The organism is Caulobacter segnis (assembly GCF_029543125.1).
GTDB lineage: Bacteria > Pseudomonadota > Alphaproteobacteria > Caulobacterales > Caulobacteraceae > Caulobacter > Caulobacter segnis_D.
Genome location: NZ_JARQWW010000001.1, coordinates 73144 through 97316, shown reverse-complemented (window position 1 = coordinate 97316; position 24173 = coordinate 73144). Strand labels below are relative to the sequence as shown.

Annotated in this window: 22 protein-coding genes; 9 read left to right on the top strand and 13 right to left on the bottom strand. The window is 68.2% G+C overall.

The window, feature by feature from the left end:
- Positions 1–237: 237 nt before the first annotated feature.
- Entirely contained in the window at positions 238–1629 is a 1392-nt protein-coding gene (locus P7B02_RS00475; RefSeq protein ID WP_277784334.1) for a porin, read from the top strand.
- On the opposite strand, the gene P7B02_RS00470 is transcribed toward P7B02_RS00475, so the two are convergent.
- Entirely contained in the window at positions 1626–2084 is a 459-nt protein-coding gene (locus P7B02_RS00470) for a tRNA (cytidine(34)-2'-O)-methyltransferase (protein ID WP_277784333.1), read from the bottom strand. The two genes, P7B02_RS00475 and P7B02_RS00470, sit on opposite strands and share 4 nt — an antisense overlap.
- A 183-nt stretch (positions 2085–2267) precedes the next feature.
- Here P7B02_RS00470 and petA point away from each other — a divergent pair, with 183 nt between their 5' ends.
- The 4 genes from petA (at position 2268) to P7B02_RS00450 (ending at position 5867) form a co-directional block, all read left to right on the top strand.
- The gene (gene petA, locus P7B02_RS00465) at positions 2268–2816 is read left to right on the top strand and encodes a ubiquinol-cytochrome c reductase iron-sulfur subunit (protein WP_277784332.1); all 549 of its coding nucleotides are present in this window, start codon (positions 2268–2270) and stop codon (positions 2814–2816) included.
- Positions 2817–2821: 5 nt separating this feature from the next.
- Positions 2822–4141, top strand: a complete 1320-nt coding sequence (locus tag P7B02_RS00460; protein WP_277784331.1) for a cytochrome b — start codon at positions 2822–2824, stop codon at positions 4139–4141.
- Positions 4142–4149: 8 nt separating this feature from the next.
- Positions 4150–5007: a cytochrome c1 gene (locus P7B02_RS00455; RefSeq protein ID WP_277784330.1), complete on the top strand. Its 858-nt coding sequence runs from the start codon at positions 4150–4152 to the stop codon at positions 5005–5007.
- An 83-nt stretch (positions 5008–5090) separates the two neighbouring features.
- Positions 5091–5867 carry a peptidylprolyl isomerase gene (locus P7B02_RS00450; RefSeq protein WP_277784329.1) on the top strand — a complete coding sequence of 259 codons (777 nt, stop codon included), beginning with the start codon at positions 5091–5093 and terminating at the stop codon, positions 5865–5867.
- Here the strand turns inward: P7B02_RS00450 and P7B02_RS00445 are convergent.
- The 4 genes from P7B02_RS00445 to P7B02_RS00430 form a co-directional block, all read right to left on the bottom strand.
- Complete coding sequence (locus P7B02_RS00445) at positions 5864–6310, bottom strand: hypothetical protein (RefSeq protein WP_277784328.1); 447 nt, start codon at positions 6308–6310, stop codon at positions 5864–5866. The genes P7B02_RS00450 and P7B02_RS00445 overlap by 4 nt on opposite strands.
- A gap of 98 nt (positions 6311–6408) precedes the next feature.
- Positions 6409–6678, bottom strand: a complete 270-nt coding sequence (locus tag P7B02_RS00440) for a SemiSWEET family sugar transporter (RefSeq protein ID WP_277784327.1) — start codon at positions 6676–6678, stop codon at positions 6409–6411.
- 36 nt (positions 6679–6714) lie between these two features.
- Positions 6715–7761 (bottom strand): sulfate ABC transporter substrate-binding protein, encoded by a 1047-nt coding sequence (locus tag P7B02_RS00435; protein ID WP_277784326.1) that lies wholly within the window; start codon positions 7759–7761, stop codon positions 6715–6717.
- A gap of 208 nt (positions 7762–7969) precedes the next feature.
- On the bottom strand, positions 7970–11254 hold the full coding sequence (locus tag P7B02_RS00430) for an autotransporter outer membrane beta-barrel domain-containing protein (protein WP_277784325.1): 3285 nt from the start codon (positions 11252–11254) through the stop codon (positions 7970–7972).
- Between the two features lie 208 nt (positions 11255–11462).
- Here P7B02_RS00430 and purD point away from each other — a divergent pair, with 208 nt between their 5' ends.
- From purD to P7B02_RS00415, 3 genes are all read left to right on the top strand, one after another.
- The gene (gene purD / locus P7B02_RS00425) at positions 11463–12740 is read left to right on the top strand and encodes a phosphoribosylamine--glycine ligase (protein ID WP_277784324.1); all 1278 of its coding nucleotides are present in this window, start codon (positions 11463–11465) and stop codon (positions 12738–12740) included.
- Between the two features lie 81 nt (positions 12741–12821).
- Positions 12822–13895, top strand: coding sequence for a phosphotransferase family protein (locus P7B02_RS00420; protein WP_277784323.1), 1074 nt, complete (start codon positions 12822–12824; stop codon positions 13893–13895).
- A gap of 7 nt (positions 13896–13902) precedes the next feature.
- Positions 13903–15174, top strand: a complete 1272-nt coding sequence (locus tag P7B02_RS00415) for a metal-dependent hydrolase family protein (protein WP_277784322.1) — start codon at positions 13903–13905, stop codon at positions 15172–15174.
- 64 nt (positions 15175–15238) lie between these two features.
- Here P7B02_RS00415 and lpxK read toward each other — a convergent pair whose 3' ends face one another.
- The 5 genes from lpxK to P7B02_RS00390 are packed head-to-tail and all read right to left on the bottom strand — an operon-like array spanning position 15239 to position 21023.
- A complete protein-coding gene (gene lpxK / locus P7B02_RS00410; RefSeq protein ID WP_277784321.1) occupies positions 15239–16276 on the bottom strand; it encodes a tetraacyldisaccharide 4'-kinase in 1038 nt (345 codons plus the stop codon).
- A complete protein-coding gene (locus tag P7B02_RS00405) occupies positions 16273–17532 on the bottom strand; it encodes a 3-deoxy-D-manno-octulosonic acid transferase (protein WP_277784320.1) in 1260 nt (419 codons plus the stop codon). Before P7B02_RS00405 ends, lpxK begins: the two co-directional genes overlap by 4 nt.
- Positions 17529–18539, bottom strand: a complete 1011-nt coding sequence (locus tag P7B02_RS00400) for a cation diffusion facilitator family transporter (protein WP_431355760.1) — start codon at positions 18537–18539, stop codon at positions 17529–17531. Before P7B02_RS00400 ends, P7B02_RS00405 begins: the two co-directional genes overlap by 4 nt.
- Before the next feature lie 7 nt (positions 18540–18546).
- Entirely contained in the window at positions 18547–19245 is a 699-nt protein-coding gene (locus tag P7B02_RS00395) for a lysophospholipid acyltransferase family protein (protein ID WP_277784318.1), read from the bottom strand.
- Positions 19242–21023 carry an ABC transporter ATP-binding protein gene (locus P7B02_RS00390; RefSeq protein ID WP_277784317.1) on the bottom strand — a complete coding sequence of 594 codons (1782 nt, stop codon included), beginning with the start codon at positions 21021–21023 and terminating at the stop codon, positions 19242–19244. The genes P7B02_RS00395 and P7B02_RS00390 overlap by 4 nt, the downstream gene beginning before the upstream one ends.
- A gap of 101 nt (positions 21024–21124) precedes the next feature.
- Between P7B02_RS00390 and P7B02_RS00385 the strand changes: the two genes are divergently transcribed.
- The gene (locus P7B02_RS00385; RefSeq protein WP_277784316.1) at positions 21125–21790 is read left to right on the top strand and encodes a tyrosine-protein phosphatase; all 666 of its coding nucleotides are present in this window, start codon (positions 21125–21127) and stop codon (positions 21788–21790) included.
- A 6-nt stretch (positions 21791–21796) separates the two neighbouring features.
- Here the strand turns inward: P7B02_RS00385 and P7B02_RS00380 are convergent, their stop codons facing one another.
- The 3 genes from P7B02_RS00380 to P7B02_RS00370 are packed head-to-tail and all read right to left on the bottom strand — an operon-like array spanning position 21797 to position 24172.
- On the bottom strand, positions 21797–22030 hold the full coding sequence (locus P7B02_RS00380; protein WP_277785151.1) for a DUF4170 domain-containing protein: 234 nt from the start codon (positions 22028–22030) through the stop codon (positions 21797–21799).
- 31 nt (positions 22031–22061) lie between these two features.
- Positions 22062–22841, bottom strand: a complete 780-nt coding sequence (locus P7B02_RS00375; RefSeq protein WP_277785150.1) for a 3'(2'),5'-bisphosphate nucleotidase CysQ — start codon at positions 22839–22841, stop codon at positions 22062–22064.
- Positions 22841–24172, bottom strand: coding sequence for a TldD/PmbA family protein (locus P7B02_RS00370; RefSeq protein ID WP_277784315.1), 1332 nt, complete (start codon positions 24170–24172; stop codon positions 22841–22843). Before P7B02_RS00370 ends, P7B02_RS00375 begins: the two co-directional genes overlap by 1 nt.
- Position 24173 lies beyond the last annotated feature (1 nt).

Below are 24173 nucleotides of genomic sequence, written 5' to 3'. Positions count from 1 at the left end.
TCCCAGCCAGACGTCGATCCGTTCCTCGCAGACCTCCAGGGCTGCGCGCGCAGGAGGGACTGCTTTTTCCGGCGGGACAGCGATTTGAACAGAGGCCCAGCCATCCTTCGCGGGATGGTTGGGCCTCTTTCGTCATAAAACTGTCAAGCAAGCTGGCGCCGTTCGTCGGCATTCTGTAAATCGGCGCGGGGTTTGCTCGTGCCTCGCTGACAAGTATCCGGTTCGAAGATGCGCCTGATGATCGGCAGCGCCGCCAGCCTGGCTTGCCTCTTCGCCATGCCCGCCGCTGCGGCCGCGCAAGCGGCCATGACGCCCGCCGAGGAGGCTGCGGCGCTCCGCAGCGAGGTGGAGGCGCTCAAGGCCCGCCTGGAGGCCATGGAGGCCCGGCTGGAGGCGCTGAGCGCGCCTGCGCCCTCACCTGCCGCTCCGACGCCCTCCGCGCCGCCCGCGCCCGTCCAGACGGCCGCCAAGGCCGAGGACGATCTCAAGATCACCTGGAAGGGGTCGCCCCGCTTCAGCCAGGACGGCATGACCTTCAAGGCCAAGGGACGTCTGCAGTTCGACGCCGGCTGGGTGGGGCGGCCGGACTGGCCCGATCAAAGCCTGGGATACGCCAACGAGGCGCGCCGCATCCGCCTGGGCGGGGAGGGGAGCCTGTCAAAGGACTTCGGCTACAAGCTGGAGCTGGAGTTCTCCGACAACGGCGTCGACCTGGTGGACACCTTCGTCACCTGGAACGTCGCGGGCTGGCTGCTGACCCTGGGCAATCAGAACCCCTTCCAGTCGCTCGACGAGCTTACCGGCGACACGACCGGCTCGTTCATGGAGCGGGCGGCCTTCACCGACGCCTTCGCCTTCGAGCGCCGCCTGGGTCTTTCCGGCCAGCGCCGGAGCGGCGATTGGCTGCTGCAGGCCGGGGTGTTCAGCGACGACATCGACAGCCTGTCTTCGGACGGCGAAGACAGTCCCGCCGGCGACGAGAACGACAGCATCGGCCTTGACGGCCGCGTGGTCTACTCTCCGCGTGTGGGAGACAGCCAGATCCACCTGGCCGCCTCCGCTCACTGGCGTGACCGCAGGCGGCTGGATTCCGAGACGGTGCGCTATCGCCAGCGGCCCTATCTGCACGTCACCGACACCCGTCTGATCAGCGCCGGGCCGCTGCGGGTCGACGAAGAGTTCACGCACGGCGTCGAGGCGGCGCTGATCACCGGGCCCTGGCATGCGGTGGCCGAGGGGCATTGGCTGAACGCCGACCGCTTCGACGATCCCGATGCGCGATTCTTCGGCGGGTATCTCGAGATCGGCCGGTTCCTGACGCCGGGCGACACGCGCGCCTACAAGAACGGCATCTTCGACCGCAGCACGCCCGTGCGGCCTTGGGGCGAGGGCGGCTGGGGCTCGCTTCAGGCCAGCCTGCGTTACGATTATCTCGACCTCGACAGCGGCGCGATCCGCGGCGGGCGGCAGCACGCGGGTCTGGCGGCCCTGATCTGGACGCCGGTCGACAACCTGCGGTTCAACCTGAACTACGGCCTCATCCATTACGAGGGGGCCTCGCCGCTTCTGGACGGTCGTCGAGACTACAACGTTCACGTGGGCGGGGCCCGGGTCGAGCTCGACTTCTAGGCGGCCCAGCCGTTGGTGCGCTCCGTCGCCAGGCACAGGGCCATGGCGGCGGCGGTGACCAGATTCAGCGATCGGGCGCCGTTCTGCAGCGGAATGTAGAGCCTCGCCTGGGCGGCTTCATGCACCTCGGGCGGGGCGCCGGCGCTCTCGCGGCCGAACAAAAGCGTGTCGCCCGCAGAAAAATCGAATGTCTGAAAAGGAACCGCCGACTGTGTGGTGAAAAGCACGAGCCGGCCTTGATCTCGATCAGGAGACGACAGGAAGCTGGACCATGAAGAATGGCGCTCCACCTTGGCCAGCGGGCCGTAATCGAGCGCGGCCCGCTTGAGCGCCGGATTGGATAACGGGAATCCGCAAGGCTCGATCACGTCGATTTCGGCGCCCAGACAGGCGCCTAAACGGATGGCGGCGCCAAGGTTTTGCGGAATGTCCGGTTGAAAAAGCGCGAGACGCATTCTAAGCGATCCAACCACACGACTTGAAGGGGATTGGGGGGAGTTACGCGTTTGCGGCGACAGGTCGCAACGTCGAAACCCGCTCAAAGCCTCAGCTTGTTGTTGCAGATTGCGCCGGAACCTTGCAGGGGGAAGGCGTTTAGGGCCGGCGCCACATCAGCGCCATCGTTGAAGGGTGACCAGGTGGCCGATACCGCCGCAGGCGCAACGACAGAACCGGGCCAGGCTGATCCCAGCCGGCGCGACTTCATCCACATCGCGGCCATCGCCGCCGGCGCCGGCGGCGCCGCAGCTTTGGTCTGGCCGTTCGTCGACCAGATGAACCCCTCGGCCGACACGCTGGCGCTCGCCAGCGTGGAGTTCGACCTGACCAAGGTCGCCGAAGGCCAGCAAGTCACCATCAAGTGGCGCGGCAAGCCCCTCTTCGTGCGTAACCGCACGCAGAAGGAGATCGCCGAGGCGGTGAAGGACGATACGGCTTCGCTGCCGGATCCGCAGACCGACGCTGAGCGTCACAAGGACGGCAAGGCCCAGTGGATGGTCCTGGTCGGGTCCTGCACCCATCTGGGCTGCGTGCCGACCTTCGGCGGCGGTGACTACGGCGGCTGGTTCTGCCCGTGCCACGGCTCGCACTACGACACTTCCGGCCGGATCCGTAAGGGCCCCGCGCCGAAGAACCTCGTGGTTCCCGAGTACGAGTTCCTTTCCGACACCAAGGTCAAGATCGGCTAATATCCATGAGCGGACATTCGACCTACGAACCGAAGACCCCGGTCACGCGCTGGCTCGACAGCCGGCTGCCGATCATCCGTCTCGGCTATGACAGCTTCATCGACTATCCGACCCCGCGGAACCTGAACTACTGGTGGACCTTCGGGGCCATCCTGTCGGTCTGCCTGGTCTCGCAGATCATCACCGGCGTGATCCTGGTGATGCACTACAACCCGAGCGCGGCCGGCGCGTTCGCCTCCGTCGAGCACATCATGCGGGATGTGAACTACGGCTGGCTGATCCGCTACATGCACGCCAACGGGGCGTCGATGTTCTTCATCGCCGTCTACATCCACATGCTCCGCGGCCTTTACTACGGGTCCTACAAGGCCCCGCGCGAAGTGCTGTGGATCCTGGGCTGCATCATCTACCTGCTGATGATGGCCACCGGCTTCATGGGCTACGTTCTGCCCTGGGGTCAGATGAGCTTCCACGGCGCGGTGGTGATCACCAACCTGCTGGGCGCGTTCCCCATCGTCGGCGAGTCGATCACGACCCTGCTGTGGGGCGGCTTCGCGGTGGACAACCCGACCCTGAACCGCTTCTTCGCGCTTCACTACCTGCTGCCGTTCATGATCGCGGGCGTCGTCGTCCTGCACATCTGGGCGCTGCACGTGGCCGGCCAGAACAACCCGATGGGCGTCGAGCCGAAGTCGAAGGCCGACACCGTCCCGTTCACGCCCTACGCCACGGTGAAGGATGCGTTCGGCGTCAGCGTCTTCCTGATCCTGTTCGCGATCTTCATCTTCTACATGCCGAACGCCCTGGGCCACGCCGACAACTACATCCCGGCCAACCCGCTGGTGACCCCGGCCCACATCGTGCCCGAATGGTACTACCTGCCGTTCTACGCGATCCTGCGCGCTGTCCCCGACAAGCTCGGCGGCGTGCTGGCGATGTTCGGCGCCATCGGCGTGCTGTTCGCCCTGCCGTGGCTGGACACCTCGAAGGTCCGCTCGATGCGCTACCGCCCGATGGCCAAGATGTATTTCGCCATCCTGCTGGTGGTCTGCATCATCCTGGGCTTCTGCGGCGCCAAGCTGCCGGACGACCACGTCATCCCGCACCTGACCACGTTCCGCGTGATCGACGCCGACCTGAACAGCTTCGTGTGGCTGAGCCGCTTCGCGACGCTCTACTACTTCGGCTTCTTCCTGGTGATCCTGCCGGTGCTTGGCCTCGTCGAGAAGCCGCTGCCCGTGCCGGAAACCATCGCGTCTCCCGCTCTGTCCCACCCCGCCTCGGCTCCCGACGGCGCGGTCGCGGCCCCCGAAATGAAGGGTTGAGTTCGACCATGCTGCGCAAAGTCTCCGTCATCGCAGCGGCCTTCGGTCTGATGGGTGGGCTGCTTGCGGCCAGCCCGTCGCTCGCCGCCGGCCATCCGCTGCCGCCGAAGGACGTCCACTGGTCGTTCGAAGGTCCGTTCGGGAAGTTCGATCAGGCCCAGCTGCAACGCGGCTTCAAGGTTTATCGCGAGGTCTGCTCGGCCTGCCACTCCATGACGCTGGTCTCCTTCCGGAACCTCGGCGACAAGGACGGCCCGTTCTACAGCGAGAAGTACTCGAACCCGAACGACAGCCCCTGGGCCAAGGCGATCGCCGCCGAGTATCAGATCAATGACATCGACTCCGAAACGGGCGACGTCATCCAGCGTCCGGGCACCACGGCCGACCACTTCCCGGCGCCGTTCCCGAACGAGCCGGCGGCCCGCGCCAGCAACGGCGGCGCCATGCCGCCGGACTTCTCGGTGCTGGCCAAGGCCCGCTCGGGCGGTCCCGCCTACATCTACTCGCTGCTGACCGGCTACAAGACCCCGCCGAAGGAACTGACCGTCGCCGCGGGCCAGCACTACAACCCCTACATGCCGGGCGATCTGACCGGCGTTTGGGGCGGTTCGCACGACCACGTCCCGCCGGGCGGCTTCATCGCCATGGCCCCGCCGCTGAAGGACGGCCTCGTCACCTTCGACGACGGCACGCCCTCCACGGTCGACCAGCAGGCCAAGGACGTCGCCGCCTTCCTCATGTGGGCCGCCGAGCCGAAGATGGTCGAGCGCAAGCAGACCGGCTTCGCCGTCATCCTCTACCTGCTGCTGTTCTCCGGCCTGCTGTACGCCAGCTACCGCCGGGTGTGGCGCAACCAGTCGCACTAAGCGGCTTCGGTTCTGAAGTTCGGAAAGCCCGCCTGGTTCGCCAGGCGGGTTTTTCTTTGGCCGATCCAAGCTAGGCTGCGGCCATGATCATCGCCGCCCTGCTCGCAGCCGCCTCTGTCGCCGCCCCTGACTGGCGGCCGCTGGACCCCGACAACACCCTGCTGATCGACACCGAGAAGGGCAGGGTGGTCATCGAGATGCGGCCGGAGTTCGCTCCCAAGTCGGTTGAGCGGGTGAAGCTGCTGACGCGCGAGGGCGTCTATGACGGGCTGCAGTTCCATCGGGTGATCCCCGGCTTCGTGGCCCAGACCGGAAACCCGAACAACAAGGACGGCGGAACGTCGAACCATCCGGACTTGCCGGCGGAGTTCCAGTTCCGCCTGCCCCCGCAGACCCCCGTAGCGGCCGCTGCGCAGGCCTCTGACGCCTGGTCGGGGTTCCTGGGCGCAACGCCCCTCCAGGCGGTTCCTCCGAAGCCTGGGCAGCCTCTGAGGGGCTGGGGCGCCTATTGCACCGGCGTGGCGGGCATGGGGCGGCAGGCCGACCCCAACACCGGCAACAGCGAGATCTTCTTCATGCTGGACGCCACGCGGCGTCTGGACCGCGACTATACGGTCTGGGGCCGGGTGGTCAGCGGCATGGACGCGGTGAAGGCCCTGGCCGCCGGAGAGCCCCCGGCCAAGCCCGATCACATGCTGAAGGTGCGCGTGGCCGCCGACATGCCGGTCGCGGAACGGCCGAAGCTGTCCGTGCTCAACGAACAGGGCGCGGCGTTCAAGGTGCTGGTCGCCAAGGTCCGCGCCGCCAAGGGCGCGGACTTCAGCGTCTGCGACGTGGAGATACCGGTCCGGACCGACTAGGCGGCGTCGGCGATCGGCACGCCGGCGCGCTGGCACAGGGCCGGAATGGCCGTCTGTTGGCGCAGGGTCTCCATGCGCGCCCAATGCGGATCAAGGGCGTGGTCGATGGAGGGTTCAATCTCCACCCGCACCGTCTTGTTCGACGGCCGCGCCTTGTCCATCACGAGGGCGTAGGGCGACGTGCGGTAGCGCCCGATGCGGGTCACGCCGCAGATCACCTTGCCGTCGGCGCTGACGCTGGCGTTCAGCACCCGGACGCGGCCGGCCTTGGGATCCTGCTGCTCGATCTGCGCCTTGGCGTATCGCTTCAGCGCCGAGCCATCGCCGTATCCGCCCTGACAAGCGCCGACCAGCGCCAGTGCAGCGGCCGAAACGACCACGGGAATGAAGATGGATTTGCGACGCCGCCAAGACCGACGGCGAGGCTTTATGCCTAACGCCATGGTAATCACCCCTCCCAGCGGAGCATTCGTCCCCGCCCGACTTGATCACAACTTAGCGTGGCAGGGTTAAGAGCCTGTGACGAAATTACACTTAAAATCTACTCTCGGTGGAATCGCCACTTCATGGCCAGAACCGTGGCCGACATCAGCACGCACACGGTATTCGAGGCGACCAGAGGCCAGCTTTCCAGCATCGTCCCGTAGATCACCCAAAGCACGAAGCCTGTGACCGTGATGGCGTAGGTGCGCAGGGAAACAGACGAGGCGTCGCGCTCCCGCCAGATCTTGAGGATCTGGGGCGCGAAACTGGTCATCGAGCAGATCGCCGCCGCCGTGCCGATCAGAGTAGGGAGCCAGGCCTTGTCCATGCCGGCTCAATGCCTCCTCGACAGGGCGGTTCCGCGTCAGCTCCTGCGGTAGATCCGGTCGAACACGCCGCCTTCGGAGAAGTGCGTCGCCTGCGCCTTCTTCCAGCCGCCGAACGCCTCGTCGATGGTGACCAGGGGAATCTGCGGGAACTTGGCGGCGTACTTGGCCATCGCCGCGGCGTTGCGCGGGCGATAGTGATGCTGGCCGATCAGGTCCTGGGCGAGGGGGCTGTAGAGGAAGTTCAGATAGCCCTCGGCATAGACGCGGGTCCGGCGCCGGTCGACGACCTTGTCGACGATGGCCACGGGCGGCTCGGCCAGAATCGAACGGCTCGGCGTGACGATCTCCACCTTGCCGGAGCCCAGCTCATCGATCGCCAGATGCGCCTCGTTCTCCCAGGCCAGCAGGACGTCGCCGATGCCGCGCTGGACAAAGGTGGTGGTGGAGCCGCGCGCGCCGGTGTCGAGGACCGGCACGTGCTTGAACAACTCCCGCACATAGGCCTCGGCTTTCTGGGGGGTGCCGCCGGGCTGCTTCAGCGCCCAGGCCCAGGCGGCCAGATAGTTCCAGCGCGCCCCGCCGGACGTCTTGGGGTTCGGCGTGATGACATTGACGCCCGGGCGGATCAGGTCGCTCCAGTCGTGAATGTTCTTGGGGTTCCCCTTCCGCACCAGGAACACGATGGTCGAGGTGTAGGGGGTGGAGTTCTGCGGCAGGCGCGACTGCCAGTCGGCCGGCAGCAGGCGGCCCTTGGCGGCGATCTCGTCGATGTCATAGGCCAGGGCCAGGGTGACCACGTCCGCCTGCAGGCCGTCGATCACCGAGCGCGCCTGCTTGCCCGAGCCGCCGTGGCTCTGGTTGATGGTCAGCTCCTGGTTCGTGCGGCTCTTCCAGTATTTGGCGAAGGCGGCATTGACCGCCTTGTAGAGCTCACGCGTGGGGTCGTAGCTGACATTGAGCAGGGTGACCGGTTGGGCGCCTTGCGCCGCCGCCTGGCCGCCCAGCGCCGCAGGGAGGGCGAGACCCGCGCCGGCCGCGCCGATCAGGCCGCGTCGCGAGAGGCTGTCGAAGGTCTTGCTCATGATCGTGCTCCTTGCCGGACGCCGCCGACAGCTCAGCCGCAGTTTGCTCAAACGCGGCCGGGGCGCCAGGGCTCCGTCGTGCAAGGAAGTTCAAATTCGATTGTCACGCTAGGAATGACATCTGCGGCGAGGTTTAGAAAAGCTCGCAGCAAAAGGGCCGCGCCTCGGTCGAAGCGCGGCCCCAAGCCGTTTGAGAGGTGTTGGCCTCTTAGAACATCATCCGGCCGGACAGGCGGACGTTGTAGCGCTGCGAACGCTTGCGCTTTTCCGCGCCGCCTTCGATGGCCAGGTAGGACATGGCCGTGCCGGCGCGCAGGGCCAGGTTCAGGGTCAGGGCGCCATCCTTGTCGTCGGCGGCCACCAGGGTGAAGGGCGTGCCGTTTGCGCCGAAGCGGGCCACGGTGTCGCCGATGCTGCCCGAGATGGTCTGGCGGTAACCGACGCGGACTTCCGGACGCCACCAGATGTCGCGGCCGAACTGCGCGCCCATGGCCAGGGCGGCTTCACCGCTCAGGCGGTTGGACTTGCGCTCGTCGACGATCAGGTCGAAGCCCGAACCGCCGCCGTTCTCGTTCCGCTCGTCCTCGTTCAGGTAAACGTAGTCGAGGCTCGTCTCGGGACGGATGAAGTAGCGGCCGACGCTGACCTCATACGAGGCGCCCAGGCTGGCCGAGGCCGTCAGGCCGTTCCACTTGGCGTTATTGCTGATGTCGAGGTTGTCTTCCGGCGAGATCAGACGGCGCTCGCCGTCGAACCAGGCGTAGCCGACGCCGCCGCGGGCGCTGACGATCAGATTGCCCATGGCCTTGCGGCCATAGATGCCGCCCTGGACGATCGAGGCCGTGGTGTTCTCGCCCACCCGAGCCGCCTGGTCGTGCTCTTCGATGTTCATGTAGGCCAGGGTCAGGCCCAGAGCCCCGCCCTTGTCGCCCATGCTTTCGTAGCCGCCGACGAAGCCGAAGGTCTGGGCGTCGGCGCCCAGGCTGCCGCCTTCGCCCTCACGGCGGACGAGCCCGCTGATCTCCTGGATCCAGAAGCTGTCCGGGCCGTAGCGTTCAGCCGCGCGGTCGGGGCGCAGGGTGATGGCGGCGGAGACGGCCTGGTTGGCGTACTCCAGCGCTTCGAACATCGCCTCGCCCTGGTCGGGGAGCATCTGGTCGTAGATGGCCAGGAAGTTGGCGCGGTCGTTCTTGGCCAGGAAGGCGGTCGACAGGGCGCTGTTCGAACCGACGGCGTCATAGACGGCGTCGTAGGCGGCGGCGCGAGATCCGCTCAGCTGAGCCTCGGCGGCCGTACGGCGGCGCACGTCGAGATAGACCTCGCCGGCGGCCTGATTGGCCGAAGCGGTCGTGACGTAAAGGTACGGCGTCTGGGCCAGCAGCGACTGGTCCAGGTTGCCGACCGTGAGGCTGCCGGCCTGGATGACCGTGTAGCGCTGCGGCTCCTGCAGGAAGCTCTTCAGCGACAGACCGATCTTGGCGCCGTCGCCGATGGTGGCTTGGCCGACCACGAACTTGGTCGCGGTGTTGTTGGCCGGATCGGCCGTGACGATCAGCGAGCTGCCCGCGCCGATATTCAGGCTGGTGGCGTTGATGGTCTCGGCGTTGGTGGTGAACAGCAGGCCGTTGGCCACGTTCACGACCAGACGGCCGTCGCTGTCGCGCAGGTCGCCGATCGCTGAGGCGCCGCCGCCGATATAGAGCCCGTCAGCGCCGGCCCCGAAGGACATCGCGCCCTGCAGGTTGCCGTTGTAGAGCTCGAGACGGTCGTCGCCGGAGCCGAACAGCACGTCGCCCAGGATCCAAGGCTCCGCCCCATCCGCCACGCCGTCGCCGTCTGCGTCCGCGATGGCGTCGACCACGCCGTCGCCATTCGTGTCGGTCGGAACGGTGGGCGTGCCCTGCTGCACCAGCCAGACGCCGGTCGTGTTGGCGCGAGCGTCCACGGCGATGCCTCGGCCGGTGACGACCTCGTTCTCGGCGTTGGTGTCGGCGTCGTCCTTGTCGTCCGCGTCGTCGGTCGGCGTCACCAGGGCGGTGATGCGGCCGGTGTTGTGAATGGTGTTCAGGGTTCCGGACAGGTCACGGATCGCGACGGCGTTGCCCTTCTCGCCGCTCAAGGTCGCCGTGATGAGGCCGGAGTTGTAGATTTCGTTGAGGCGGGCGCCAGCCTCGATCTGAACGCCGCGGGCCTCGTGGGCCCCTTCGGTGATGGTCGACGCCAGGATCGAGCCGCTGTTCAGAAGTTTCGGCGTCGATGCGCCGGCGTTGAACTGGAGCGCGGTGGAGTTTGCCTCCCGGGTCTGGGGAGCAGTCTCCCCGAGGCCCGAAGTGATGGCGCCGCTGTTGACCACGCCGCCGGCGATATTGGTGGCGAAGCCGTTGTTTCCGCCAAACTGCATCGCCGTCGAAGACACGCCGTCATACAGGCCGATGGCGCTGACCGAACCGCGCTGGATGACGCCGAAAGCGTTCTCGTTCGCTCCGACCACGCCGATCGTGGTGGCGCGGGTGTTCGAGCCGATCACAACCGCCGGCGCGGAGCCCATCACGTTGATCACGGAAGTGCTTTCGGCCGCGTCCGCGACGCCGTCGCCGTCGCGATCGGGATTGTCGACAACGCCGTCCTTGTTCGCGTCGGTCGTGTCCGGAACCGTCGCGACGTCAAAAAGGACCCCGCCCGCGACATTGCCGGCGACGCGAACGGCGGAGCCGCCCTGCAGCATGTCGTCAGCATCGATCAGGGCGCGATCTTCGGCGAAGGCCGGCCGGACAGTATAGCGATAACCGCGGACGTTGATGGCGCTCTGCAGCTTGACCGCTCCGCCAACGTCGCCGTCCAAGGCGACGCCGACAGAACCTTCGCCGAGCGCGGAGACGCCGCCCGTCACGAAGACAGAACCACCGATGTCGCCGGCATGAATGCCGTAGTTGCGCGAGCCGGTCACGGAAATGACGCCCGAGCTGTTCAGGGCGCCGGCGATGGCCGTCTCCAGGCTGATGCCCGCCGAATCATTGCCTTCGATGGCGATCGTGCCGCTGTGGGCGATGAAGCCGTTCACGACGCCGGGGCCGGTGGCGCGGATGCCGAAGCGGCGCGCGCCTTCGGCGATGGGGCCGTCGACTTCGCCGTCACCGTCGGCGTCCTTGGCCTCGTAGGTTTCGAGCAGGTTGATCGCGCCGCTGTTGGTCACGTTCGCGGTCTGACCGCCCAGGATCAGAATGCCGGTCGAGTCGTTGACGTTCTCGGTGCTGATCGTGCCGGCGTTGACGACGGCGTGGCTGCTGTTCTGCGTGATGGCCGCACCGGCGGCCGTCAGCTTGATCGAACCGGCGGTCGTGACGTTGATCGAATCCGGCGCGCCGTTCGCGGCGGTCGCCGTGGCGATCGGAGTCGTACGCTCACTGGTGACTTGGGTTTCGGCCTGTGCGGCGCTGAACAGAGCCAGAAGGGGGGCGGCGGCGACTGTCGCTACCAGAACCTTGCGCTGCATGGACCTAACTACACCTCAGATTGCCGGAGACTACGTCCGGCGCCGTTGCGGCGAAAATGCGGTCTTTTCCCACCGCTGACGGAAATTGGGGCCCCCGCCTGCGTGACGGTCTAACCCATGGTTTTGAAGCGCGCCATATGTTCGATGCGCCTTAATTCATAGCGTGGGCGCTTGACCCTGGGCGCGCACGAGGGTGAAAGGCCCGGACATGAACATTCTCCTCGTCGGTTCGGGGGGGCGTGAGCACGCCCTGGCCTGGAAAATCGCCGCCTCGCCGCTGGTGAAGCGCCTTGTCGCAGCGCCGGGCAACCCGGGCATCGCCGCCGTCTGCGAGACGCGGCCGGTGAAGGCGAATGACGTGGAGGGGCTGGTCGCCCTGGCCCGTTCGATCGAGGCCGATTTGGTCGTGGTCGGTCCGGAAGTGGCGCTGGAGGCTGGAATCGCCGATCGCCTAGCCGAGCTTTCGATTCCCTGCTTCGGCGCGACCGTCGCCGCCGCCCGGCTGGAGACCTCCAAGGCCTTCACCAAGGATTTCTGCGCCCGCCACGACCTGCCGACCGCCGCCTATGGCGTGTTCGAGACGGCCGAGGCCGCCGGCGCCTTCCTCGACAAGCTGTCCGCCCCCTTCGTGATCAAGGCCGACGGCCTCGCCGCCGGCAAGGGCGTGGTCATCGCCGCCGACCGGGCCGAGGCCGACGCCGCCGTGCTCGACATGCTGGGCGGCCGGTTCGGCACGGCCGGCGCCCGCGTGGTGATCGAGGAGTTCATGGACGGGGAGGAGGCCTCCCTCTTCGCCCTGTGCGACGGCGAGACCGCCGTGCTGTTCGGCGCGGCGCAGGACCACAAGCGCGCCTATGACGGCGACAAGGGCCCCAATACCGGCGGCATGGGCACCTATTCCCCGCCGCCTGTCCTGACCGAAGCCCTGATCGCCCAGGCCAAGCGCGAGCTGATCGACCCGACCGTGAAGGGCATGGCGGCCGAGGGGCATCCCTATCGCGGCGTGCTCTATGCCGGCCTGATGCTGACCCAGGATGGTCCCAAGCTGGTTGAGTACAACGCCCGCTTCGGCGATCCGGAATGCCAGACCCTGATGCTGCGCCTGGATGGGGACATCGTGCCCTATCTGCTGGCCGCCGCGAACGGGACCCTGGCCGAGCAGCCGGAGCCCAAATGGAAGGATGAGGCCGCCATCTGCGTGGTCATGGCCGCCGAGGGCTATCCCGACGCGCCCAAGACCGGCGCGGTGATCGAGGGGGCGGAGGCCGACTTTGGCGACGAGGCCTGGGTCTTCCACGCCGGCACCAGCCGCGATGCGGAGGGCCGCCTGGTCACCTCCGGCGGCCGGGTGCTGAACGTCTGCGCCCTGGGCGTCGACCTCAGCGAGGCGCGCGATCTGGCCTACGCCGCCGTCGGGACGATCAAGATCCCGGGCGGCTTCCAGCGCAGCGACATCGGCTGGCGGGCGCTTCCCAAGGGTTCCTGACGTCTTCGGGACTGGCGCTCTTCGCGCCCGCCGCTAAACTCGCTTTCAAACAAGCGTAAGAACGGTGTCAGGGAGCGTAAGATGGTCGAGGCGTCGGCACAGGAACTCAACTCCGGCACAAAGCCGGTGGATGAGCGTCACAGCATCGACGAGGCGGCCCTCGAACGCTGGCTGAAGGCCAATGTCGAGGGTTATGCCGGGCAGCTGGAGGTCCGCCAGTTCAAGGGCGGCCAGTCCAACCCGACCTACCAGCTGGTCACGCCGGGCCGGAAATACGTCCTGCGCCGCAAGCCGCCGGGCAAGCTGCTGCCCTCGGCCCACGCTGTAGACCGCGAGTTCAAGGTGATCTCCGCCCTGGGCAAGACCGGCTTCCCGGTGGCCAAGGCCTACGCCCTTTGCGAGGACGAGGGCGTCATCGGCACCATGTTCTACGTCATGGACATGGTGGAGGGCCGCATCCTGTGGGACGGGACCCTGCCGGAATATTCGCCGCCGCAGCGCCGGGCGATCTACGACGCCGAGATCGAGACCCTGGCCCGCCTGCACAATACCGACTACGCCGCCATCGGCCTGGGCGACTACGGCAAGCCGGGCAACTACTTCACCCGACAGATCGACCGCTGGACCAAGCAGTACAAGGCCTCGGAGACCACCTCCATCAAGGCCATGGACCAGCTGATGGAATGGCTGCCGGCCACCGCGCCGTCGGATGACGCCACCTCGATCGTCCACGGCGACTACCGCATCGACAACATGATCCTGCACGCCACCGAGCCGAAGGTGATCGCGGTGCTGGACTGGGAGCTGTCGACCCTGGGCAATCCCCTAGCCGACTTCAGCTACTTCCTGATGAGCTGGGTCATGCCGGGCGAGCAGCGCGGCGGCCTGGCCGAGATCGCGGACTTGCCGGCCTATGGAATCCCGACCGTGCAGGAGGCCGTGGACAAGTACTGCAAGCTGACCGGCCGCGACGGCCTGCCGGAGCTTGACTGGTATTTCGCCTACAACCTGTTCCGCCTAGCCGGAATCTGTCAGGGAATCGTCGGCCGGGTTCGCGACGGCACCGCCGCCAGCGCCCACGCCCAGTTGATGGAAGCCCGCGTTCCCCTGCTCGCCGCCGGCGCCTGGGGTTTCGCACAGAAGGCCGGAGCCTGATCCACTCATGAAACGCATCCTCGCCGCCGGCGCCGCTCTCGCGGCTTTCGCCGTCACCGCCGCGCACGCCGCGCCGGTCTATGTCCAGGCGGGCCGCCTGCTGGCCGACCCCGCCACGGGCAAGGTCGAGACCAACAAGACGGTGGTCATCGACAACGGCCGCGTGGTCCGCATCGAGGATGGCTTCACCGGCGAAGGGAATGTCGTCGACCTGAAGGACAGCTTCGTTCTGCCGGGCCTGATCGACAGCCACGTCCACCTGACCAGCGAACAGAACCCCAACAGCCGTCTGCTGGAGGTCACCCAGTCCTCCGCCGAGCAGGCCATGGTCGGCGCCCGCTACGCCAAGCGGACCCTGAAGGCCGGCTTCACCACTGTGGCCGATCTCGGCGGCGATAACGAAGCGATCTTCGCCTTGCGCAAGGCGACCGCCAGCGGCGACGTGGCCGGTCCGCGCATCCTGGCCGCCGGTTCGGCCGTCTCGGTCCATGGCGGCCACGGCGACATCAACGGCTTCCGTGAGGACGTCATGCACGTCCTGCGTCCGGAATCGGTCTGCTCCGGCGCCGAGGACTGCCGCCGCGCGGTGCGCGAGCAGGTCTGGAAGGGCGCGGACATCATCAAGATCACCGCGACCGGCGGCGTCCTGTCCAACACCGCGGCGGGCCTGGCCCAGCAGTTCCAGGAGGACGAACTCGCTTCCATCGTCGAGAGCGCCCACCGCATGGGCCGCCAGGTGACCGCCCACGCCCATGGCGTCGACGGCATCAACGCCTTCCTCAAGGCCGGCGGCGACTCCATCGAGCACGGCACCTATCTCGACGACGCCTCCATCGCCCTGTTCAAGAAGAACGGCGCCTATCTGGTCCCGACCCTCATGGCCGGCGACTTCGTGGCCCGCATCGCCGCCAGCCCGGGCAACTTCTTCACCCCGGCCCAGACGGCCAAGGCCCTGGAAGCCGGTCCGAAGATGCTGGACATGGCCCGCAAGGCCCACAATGGCGGCGTGAAGATCGCCTTCGGCACCGACAGCGGCGTCTCCGCCCACGGCGACAACGCCGGGGAATTTGCCCTGCTGGTGAAGGCCGGTCTGACCCCGCTGGAAGCGATCCAGACAGCGACCGTGAACGCCGCCGCGCACTTCAAGATGAGCAACGAGATCGGTTCGCTGACCCCCGGCAAGGCCGGCGACCTGATCGCGGTGAAGGGGGATCCGCTGAAGGACGTCACCGTGCTGAAGAACGTCTCCTTCGTGATGAAGGGCGGCGTGGCTTACTAACAAAAACCCGCTCACCCCCGCGAAGGCGGGGGCCCATGCGGCTTCTAGGTGAGGGAGCTGAGCGTCAGCTTGGTTCCCCGCCTTCGCGGGGATGAGCGGAGAGTGTTGAGGTCAACAGCACCTCGACCGCCGCCTCATCCTCGAACCTCGCCCGCACGGGCCAGGCCTTGATCCGCTCCCGCCATTGCGGGGGCAGGCGCACCCAATCCTTTTCAGTGGTCACCAGGCCGGCGTCGAAATCCTCGGCGCGGCGGGCCAGCGCCTCCAGCGTCGCCTCGTCATAGGCGCCATGGTCGGGGAAGGGCGCGAAGTCCTTCAGGTCGCAGCCGGCGGCGGCCAGCGACCGCTCCACCTTCCATGGCTTGCCGATCCCGGCGAAGCCGACCTGTGGCCCTGACGGCGGCGGGGCGGCGGGCTCCAGCCGCGCGATGAACACTGGCTTTCCCGAGAACAGCGCCAGAAGCTCCGGATCGGCCGACGGCAGGTCGGCGGGCAGCAGAACGATCACCGCGTCGGCGCGGGCCAACCCGGCCTTCAGCGGCTCGCGCATGGGGCCGGCGGGGAACACCGCGCCGTCGCCGAACGGCCATTCGTTGTTGCGGGTCTCCCCGTCCACCACGACCAGGGACAGGGTCTTCTTCACGGACAGGTTCTGGTGGCCGTCGTCCATGACCACAGCTTGAGCCCCCGCGGCCGCTGCGGCCAGGGCGCCGGCGGGCCGGTCACGCGACACCCAGAACGGCATGTCGCCGGCCAGCATCAGCGGTTCGTCCCCGACGTCGGCGGCGGTGTGGTCGGCGGGATCGACCCGCACCGGCCCCGCCAGCCTGCCGCCATAGCCGCGCGACAGGCCGTGGGCCTCGATCCCGGCGGCGCGCAGCAGGCGGACGATCTCGCGCACGATCGGGGTCTTGCCGACCCCGCCGACGGTCAGGTTGCCGATGCAGACGACCGGGACGCCCGGATCGACCGAAACGGTCTTGGCGATCTTGTTCGCCGTGACGGCGGCCCAGATCCACGACACGGGCGTCAGCAAGGCGCGGGTGATGGGCGCGGGCGCGCTCTCGCGCACATACCACCAGCGCGGCGTGGCGAGCTTCATGGGATCTGCATGGCAAGGCGGCGGACGGCGGCGTCCAGCACCTCGCGCTCGTCGCCGATCATGCCCAGGGCCCGTTCGGCCCGGGCTTTCGCCATCTTTGGCTCCTTGAGCAGGGCGTAGAAGGCGGCGGTCAGGTCGTTGGCGGTGCGGACCACGGTGGCCACGCCGTTCTTCACCAGCGGCGAATAGACCGACCGCCAGTTGTCCACGAACGCCCCGGTGATGACCGGGCAGCCCAGTTGCGCCGGCTCCACCGGGTTATGGCCGCCGGGGCCCTCCACCAGGCTGCCGCCGATGAAGGCGCCGCGGGCGATGCGGAACCAAAGGCCCAGCTCCCCCAGGGTGTCGGCCACATAGACCGTATCGGCGCCCAGCGGATCGCCGGCGCTGCGCTTGCCCACGGACAGCCCGCGATCGCGAGCCAGGGCGACGATGGCGTCCGCCCGCTCCACATGGCGTGGGACCAGCAGCAGCAGGGCGTCGCCGCCGACCGACTTGAAGGCGGTCAGAATGATCTCGTCCTCGCCCGGATGGGTCGATGCGGCCAGCAGGACGGGGCGCTTGCCCACCGCCTTCTTGGCGGCCTTCAGCTCGGCCTCGTCGACCGGCAGGGGCGCGCCGACCAGCTTCAGGTTCAGGCGGCCGTCGTCATTGGCCCCGAACTCGCCCAGCCGGCCGGCGGTCAGGTCGTCCTGCGACAGGATCAGGCTGAAGGCGCCGATCAGCTCGCGCGCCATCTCCGGCGCCTTGCGCCAGCCGGCGGCGCTTTTCTCCGTCACGCGGGCGGAGACCAGGGCCAGGCGGATTTTTCGGGCGTCGGCTAGGGTGATCAGGTTGGGCCACAGCTCGCTTTCGACGAAGACGCCGAGCGAAGGACGCCAGTGATCCAGGAAACGGGCCACGGCCTTGGGCGCGTCCACCGGCACGAACTGGTGGATCACGCCTTCCGGCAGGCGGCGGCGCAGCATCTCGGCCGAGGTGACGGTGCCGGAGGTGACCAGGATCGACAGCTCCGGCCGCGCCTTCCGCAGCCCCTCGATCAGCGGCAGCAGGGACAGGCCCTCGCCGACGCTGGCGCCGTGCAGCCAGACCAGCTTGCCGTCCGGGCGCGGGGCGCTGGCCCTGCCGAGCCGCTCCTTCAGCCGGGTCGGGTCTTCCTTGCCGCGTAGGGTGCGGGCGCGCAGGACCAGCGGCGCGGCAGGCTCAAGAAGGCGCGTCGCGGTCTGGTACAGGCGCAGGTGCCGGGAGGCGCTCAAATCACGTGCGCCGGGGCCAGGCGGCAATCCGCCGAGCCGCCGCGCTCCACCTGCAAGGTGGCGTGGCCGATGCGGAACTTCGCGTTCAGCCCGGCGCAGGCGGCGTGCAGGAACTCGTCGCCGTCATCGCCGACAGGCCGGGTGATGTGGGCGGTCAGGGCCGTCTCGGTGGTGCTCATGGCCCAGATGTGCAGGTCGTGGACCTCGGTCACCCCGGGCAGGCCTTCCAACCAGGCGCGGACGGCGGTCGGGTCGATCCCGCGCGGGGCGGCGTCCAGCGCCAGATCCAGGCTGTCGCGCAGCAGGCCCCAGGTGCCGAGCAGGATGACCAGCACGATCACCAGACTGACGACGGGGTCGATCCACACCCAGTTGGTCAGGCTCATGGCGAAGGCCGCCACGATCACCCCGGCCGATACGGCCGCATCCGCCGCCATGTGCAGGAAAGCGCCGCGAACGTTCAGGTCGTCCTTGCTGCCGCGCATGAACATCAGGGCGGTGCCGGTGTTGATCACCACCCCGATGGCGGCGACCAGCATGACGGGACCCGCCTCGATCGGATGCGGGGCCTGGAAGCGGCGCACCGCCTCCCAGGCGATGGCGCCGATGGCGAACAGCAGGGTCGCGGCGTTGGCCAAGGACGCCAGGATGGTGCCCTTGCGCAGGCCGTAGGTGCGGCGCGGGGTGGCGGCGCGCTTGGCCAGCTCCGCCGCCACCCAGGCCATGATCAGGCCCAAGACGTCGGACAGGTTGTGGCCGGCGTCAGCCAGCAGGGCCAGCGAGTTGGTCCAGAAGCCGGCGGCGGCCTCCACCACCACGAAGCCCAGGTTCAGCGCGGTGCCGATGGCGAAGGCGCGGCCGAAGTCCGTGGGGGCGTGATGATGATGGCCGTGACCATGGGCGTGGCTGTGCCCGTGTCCATGGTCGTGTCCATGGTCGTGCCCATGGCCGTGATGGTGGTCGTGTCCGTGATGATGGTGGTGATCATGCCCCATGACGCCCTTCATCCCACGGTCAGGGCTGCTTCGCCAGCAGGGCTTCGGCGCGTTCTGTCACAGCGGTCAGGCGGCGACCCCAATCGGCGGCCAGCGCCTCCGGGTCAGCGTCGCGGGGCGCTTCGAACGGTCCTTCCCAGACGATGGACGCGCGCCCGAAAGGCAGGGGCAGCACCGTCCCGTCCCAGGTGCCCAGGCGCAGGCAGGGGCGGCAGGCCAGGCCCAGCATCAGCACCGGGGCGCGCGTGAAGCGGGCCAGGGAGACGACGCCGAGCTGCATCACCTCCGCCGGGCCGCGCGGGCCGTCGGGGGTCAGGGCGACGCCGCCGCGCGTCTGCACCCACTTGATCATGTCGCGGAAGGCCTGCTCCCCGCCCTTGTTCTTGGCCGGATCGGTCTTCTTCTTCGATGAGCCGCGAATGGCCGGAAAGCCGATATGGCCCACCGCGCGGGCGATGAACTCGCCGTCCGAGGAGTGGGAGATCAGCGCGCGCACCGGCTGGCGCTCCGGCCCCTGCTTCCAGGCGGCGGGGGAAAGCGGGATGCGGGCGTGCCAGAAGCAGATGATCACGCCCTTCTCGTCGCGCATGGCGGCCACGGCGGCGGCGTTCTCCTGCCCCTCACGCGTCCAGCGAAGGGTGGCGAAGACGAAGCGCAGATAGGCGGCGAACACAGCGGACAGGACGCTGATCACCACGGGGTTGCGAAGCGGCCTCAACCCTGCGGCTCCGGCATTGCGTCCAGGTTCTGGGCCAGGGCGAGGCGCGAATACAGGCCGCCGCGGCGGACCAGGGACACGTGGGTGCCTTCCTCGACCACCTTGCCTGCGTCGATCACATAGATGCGGTCGGCGTGGCGCACGGTCGACAGGCGGTGGGCGATCATCAGGGTCGTGCGGCCGGCCATCAGCCGTTCCAGCGCCGCCTGGACCTTGGCCTCGCTCTCGGTGTCGAGGGCGCTGGTGGCCTCGTCCAGCAGCAGGACCGGCGCGTCCTTCAGGAACGCGCGGGCGATGGCGATGCGCTGGCGCTGGCCGCCGGACAGGCGTGCGCCGGCCTCGCCGACCTTGGTGTCATAGCCGCCGGGCAGGGTGACGATGAACTCGTGGGCGGCCGCCTGCTTGGCCGCCTCCTCGATCTCCAACTGGGTCGCTTCCGGCCGGGCGTAGGCGATGTTGGCGCGGATGGTGTCGTCGAACAGGAACGGCTCCTGGGTGACCAGGCCGATATGGCTGCGCAAGGAGGCTAGGGTGAATTCCCGAATGTCGCGGCCGTCGATGGTCACCCGGCCCGCCCCCACGTCGTAGAAGCGTGGGATCAGGTTCAGCAGGGTGCTCTTGCCCCCGCCGGACGGACCGACCAGGGCCACGGTCTCGCCGCGCGCCGCCTTCAGCGACACATCGACCAGGGCGCTGGCGTGGGTCCCATAGGAGAAGCCGACCTTCTCGAAGGCGATGGCGAACTGGCCCTTATCGTCCAGATTGACGGCTGCCGAGGCGTCGCGGACCTCCGGCTCCACGTCCAGGGCGGCGAACAGGCGGCGGCCCGCGGTCAGGCCCTCGGCCATCACGGTCTGCAGGTTGGCCAGCTGGCGCAGGGACTGCGACGCGGCGGCCAGGGCCACCAGGAAGGCGGTGAAGGCGCCGACGTTCATGGCCCCGCTGCTGGCCCGCCAGCCGGCATAGGCCAGGACCCCGGCGGTGATGACGGTCATCAGCGCTTCGGTGGTCGGGGCGGCCTGGGCGCGGGCGTTGGCGCCCTTGATGATGTGGCCCTGGCGGCGCTCGATCACTTCGGCCACGCGGGCCTCTTCGAAGGCCTCGCGGTTCTCGATCTTCACCACCCGCACGCCGTCCAGGCTTTCCATGACGGCGGTGGACAGGGCGGAGGTCTCGGCCATGGCGCCCTTGGCGGCCTTGGTCGTCTTCTTCGAGAAGCGACGCATCACCGCGCTGGCTATGGGGCCGGCCAGCAGGACGATCAGGGTCAGGGACCAGTCGTTGATCAGCATAACCACGACCATGGCTGTCACGGTCAGGGCGTGCTGGGTGTAGTTGACGATGCCGCTGGTCGCCGCCTCGCGGATCAGGCCGGCGTCATAGAGCACGGACGAGACGAATTGCCCCGAATGGGCGGCGCGCAGGCGGGCCAGGTCGGCCCGGACCAGCTTGCCGAACAGCTCGGTCTGCACATCGCCGACCATGCCGTGGCCGATGCGGTTGACCAGGGTCGCCTGGACGATCTGGGCGGCGGCGCGGGCCAGGGCCAGCACCACGATGGTCAGGGGGATCATGACCAGGGCGTTCGGCTTGCGCGTCACCAGCAGGTCGTTGATCGCCGGGTTCAGCACCTGGGCCAGGGCGCCGGTCAGGACCGCCACCAGCACGGCGCAGCCCACGGCCACGGCCAGGCCTTTCCAGCGCGGGCGCAGATAGGTTTCGAACACACGCCGCGCCAGGGCGCGGTTGGTCGTCTCGGGCGCTGCGGCGTCAGTCATCGGGGCAGTGGGTCGGCCTTGGGAGGGAATCTGTCAAGCACAGGGCATTTGCTGTCCGGGCAATGCGGCCCTACTTAGGCGGCCAGCCAAGGAGCCCCTGCTTGCCCGCTTACGACCTGACGACCTTTGGCGGCCGCCTGCGCGCCTATTGGGATTATTGGTGGAAGGACCACGCGTTCCTGCGCATCGGCTTCCAGAACGCCCACTGGGTCAGCCCCGAGCTGGTGCGCACCAACCAGCCCTGGCCGTTCCAGATCGCCCGCTGGAAGAAGCAGGGCATCAAGACCATCGTGAACCTGCGCGGCGGCTATGACGGCGCGTTCTACGCCCTGGAGAAGGACGCCTGCGAGCGGCTGGGCCTGAACTTCGTGGACTTCGTGATCACCAGCCGCGAGGTGCCGATCCGCGAGCGGGCCCTGGGCGCCAAGGTGCTGTACGACACCATCGAGTACCCGGCCCTGATCCACTGCAAGTCCGGCGCGGACCGTGCGGGGATCATGAGCGTGTTCTACGCCCATTATCGTCTGGGCCTGCCGATCCGCGAGGCCATGAAGGAGCTTTCCCTGCGCTACCTTCACGTGAAGCAGGGCAAGACGGGGGTGCTCGACTATGTGTTCGAGCGCTATCTGGCGGAGGGGGAGCCCAAGGGGCAGACCTTCACCGAGTGGGTCGAAAGCGACGCCTACGACCCGGTCTCGATGAAGGCCGATTTCCGCGCCGGCATGCTGGGCTCGGTGCTGACCGAGAAGCTGCTGCGGCGGGAATAGGGGCCCTTAGGCCACGCTCGGATCCAGCAGCTTGTGGGCGTGGATGATGAAGTAGCGGGCGTGGGCGTTGTCCACGGTCGCCTGGGCCTTGGCCTTCCAGGCCTTGTGGGCGTCTTCGTAGGTCGGATAGGCGCCGACGAATTCGACCTGGGACAGGTCGCGGAATTCGATGCCGGCCACGTCTTTCAGTTCGCCGCCGATGACGATGTGCAGGAGTTGTTTGTCGCTCATGTTGCGCAGATGCCTTCTTTGTCGAGGCTGGATTGGGAGGTTACGGGCGTCCGATATGCGCGACGCGCTCCAAGATCAACGGGTGTAGCGCCGGAGCGGCGCAAATGACGCTGGGCGCCTTCGGAATCGGCGCGTTGTAGGTGAAGCGCCGGCCGAAGTGGTCCGTGGCCAGTCCGCCGGCCTCCCGCACGATCAGGTCTGCGGCGGCCAGGTCCCATTCATTCTTGGGCGTCAGGGCCACGGCGGCGTCGAACCGGCCGTCGGCCACCAGGCACAGGCGATAGGCGATGGAGTTTCGGCTCTCCACCCGCATGGGCGGCCAGGGCTGCGGCCATTCGGGGTGCTGGAACATCCGCGCGTCGCCCAGCATGGCGCAGTCGTTCAATTCGACGGCGGCGCTCGGCTGGATCGGCGCGCCGTTCAGGGTCGCGCCCTGGCCGGCCACCGCCTCGAACATCTCGTCCAGAGCCGGCGCATAGACCACGCCGCAGACCGGCAGGCCGTCCTCGACCACGGCGATGCAGACCGTGAACCACGGCTTGTTCTTCAGGAACGCCGCCGTGCCGTCGATGGGATCGACGCAGAACAGGCGGCGGCGGGTCAGGCGCTCCGGGTCGTCGATCGTCTCCTCAGACAGCCAGCCATAGTCCGGGCGGGCGGCGGTCAGGATCTCGTGCAGCCGCTTGTCCACCGCCAGGTCGGCGTCGGTGACCGGCGAGCCGCCGTCCTTGTTCCAGATCTTCAGACCCGCCGCGCGCATCGTCAGCGCCAGCTTCCCCGCCTCCAGCGCCGCCGTGCGGATGAGGGCGAGGTCCGCGATCATTTGCCGGCGATCGCCAAGCCGTCCACCAGGATAGACGGCGAGTTGGCCGAGCCCCGGATCTCCAGGTCCGAGCCAGGGATCAGGCGGGCGTAGATGTCGATCAGGTTGCCGGCGACGGTGATTTCGGTGACCGGATAGGCCTCCTCGCCATTTTCGAACCACACGCCCGAGCAACCCACCGACCAGTCGCCGGTGTTGCCGTTCAGGGATGGCCCGAACATGGAGGTGACCAGCAGACCCGTCCCCGCGCCCTTCATCAGGGCGGCGAGGTCGTCGGTCCCCGGCTTCAACGTCAGGTTCGAGGTCGAGACGCCGGGCGGTCCCGCCAGCCCGCGCGAGGCGTGGCCGGTGGTTTCCAGGCCCAATTGCCGGGCGGCGGCGCTGTTCAGCAGCCAGGTGGTCAGGACCCCATCCTCGATCAGGGCCATGCGCTTGCTCAGCACGCCTTCATCATCGAAGGGCGAGGAGCCCAGGCCGCGCACCACATGCGGATCGTCGATCAGCTCGATCCCCTTGGTGAAGATCTGCTGGCCGAGCTTGTCCTTCAGAAACGACACCCCGCGCGCCACGGCCGGGCCGGAAATGGCGCCGAGCAGCGGGCCGAGCAGCGAAGTCGCCAGGCGGTTCTCGAAGATCACCGGCGCGGTGGTCGATTCGATCTTGCGCGCGCCCAGGCGGGCGGCGGCGCGGCGGCCGGCCTCGGCGCCGATGGCGTCAGGCGAGGGCAGGTCCTCGGCATGGCGCAGGCTGCGGCCTTCGCCGCCCCGCTCCATGCCCGCGCCTTCCCCGGCGATGGCCGAGGCGGAAAGCGAGAAACCGGTGGCGCGGTGCGCGCCCGTGAAGCCGTGGCTGGTGGCCATGAGCCAGTTGGACGACGACCAGGCGGCCGAACCGCCGTCGGAATTCGTCACGCCCTCGATGGCGCGGGCGGCGGCCTCGGCGACGCGGGCCTTGTCCTCCAGCGACTCCGCCGAAGGTTCATAGGCGTCATAAAGGTCGAGGTCGGCGTGCGGCCCCTTGGCTAGACGATCCTGCGGCGCGAAGCCGGCATAGGGGTCTTCCGGGGCCAGGCGGGCCATGGCCACGGCGCGCTCGATCAGCTTGCGGCGGCCCTCGGTCGACAGGTCGGAGCCGGACACCACGGCCTGGCGCTGGCCCACGAAGACGCGGACGCCCAGGTCCTGCGCCTCTTCACGCTCGACCTCCTCCAGGTCGCCCATGCGGACGGTGACGGACAGGGACTGGCGTTCGGCGAAGACGGCCTCGGCCGCGTCGGCTCCGGCCTTGAGCGCGGCGCCGATGACGTCGTTGAGGAGGTTTTGATCCATG

What these genes read in the sequence shown, in the direction of transcription:
- P7B02_RS00475 (WP_277784334.1), top strand. Translation starts at nt 238, where the DNA reads ATGATCGGCAGCGCCGCCAGCCTGGCTTGCCTCTTCGCCATGCCCGCC.
- P7B02_RS00470 (WP_277784333.1), bottom strand. Translation starts at nt 2,084, where the DNA reads ATGCGTCTCGCGCTTTTTCAACCGGACATTCCGCAAAACCTTGGCGCC.
- P7B02_RS00460 (WP_277784331.1), top strand. Translation starts at nt 2,822, where the DNA reads ATGAGCGGACATTCGACCTACGAACCGAAGACCCCGGTCACGCGCTGG.
- P7B02_RS00455 (WP_277784330.1), top strand. Translation starts at nt 4,150, where the DNA reads ATGCTGCGCAAAGTCTCCGTCATCGCAGCGGCCTTCGGTCTGATGGGT.
- P7B02_RS00450 (WP_277784329.1), top strand. Translation starts at nt 5,091, where the DNA reads ATGATCATCGCCGCCCTGCTCGCAGCCGCCTCTGTCGCCGCCCCTGAC.
- P7B02_RS00445 (WP_277784328.1), bottom strand. Translation starts at nt 6,310, where the DNA reads ATGGCGTTAGGCATAAAGCCTCGCCGTCGGTCTTGGCGGCGTCGCAAA.
- P7B02_RS00440 (WP_277784327.1), bottom strand. Translation starts at nt 6,678, where the DNA reads ATGGACAAGGCCTGGCTCCCTACTCTGATCGGCACGGCGGCGGCGATC.
- P7B02_RS00435 (WP_277784326.1), bottom strand. Translation starts at nt 7,761, where the DNA reads ATGAGCAAGACCTTCGACAGCCTCTCGCGACGCGGCCTGATCGGCGCG.
- P7B02_RS00430 (WP_277784325.1), bottom strand. Translation starts at nt 11,254, where the DNA reads ATGCAGCGCAAGGTTCTGGTAGCGACAGTCGCCGCCGCCCCCCTTCTG.
- purD (WP_277784324.1), top strand. Translation starts at nt 11,463, where the DNA reads ATGAACATTCTCCTCGTCGGTTCGGGGGGGCGTGAGCACGCCCTGGCC.
- P7B02_RS00420 (WP_277784323.1), top strand. Translation starts at nt 12,822, where the DNA reads ATGGTCGAGGCGTCGGCACAGGAACTCAACTCCGGCACAAAGCCGGTG.
- P7B02_RS00415 (WP_277784322.1), top strand. Translation starts at nt 13,903, where the DNA reads ATGAAACGCATCCTCGCCGCCGGCGCCGCTCTCGCGGCTTTCGCCGTC.
- lpxK (WP_277784321.1), bottom strand. Translation starts at nt 16,276, where the DNA reads ATGAAGCTCGCCACGCCGCGCTGGTGGTATGTGCGCGAGAGCGCGCCC.
- P7B02_RS00400 (WP_431355760.1), bottom strand. Translation starts at nt 18,539, where the DNA reads ATGAAGGGCGTCATGGGGCATGATCACCACCATCATCACGGACACGAC.
- P7B02_RS00390 (WP_277784317.1), bottom strand. Translation starts at nt 21,023, where the DNA reads ATGACTGACGCCGCAGCGCCCGAGACGACCAACCGCGCCCTGGCGCGG.
- P7B02_RS00370 (WP_277784315.1), bottom strand. Translation starts at nt 24,172, where the DNA reads ATGGATCAAAACCTCCTCAACGACGTCATCGGCGCCGCGCTCAAGGCC.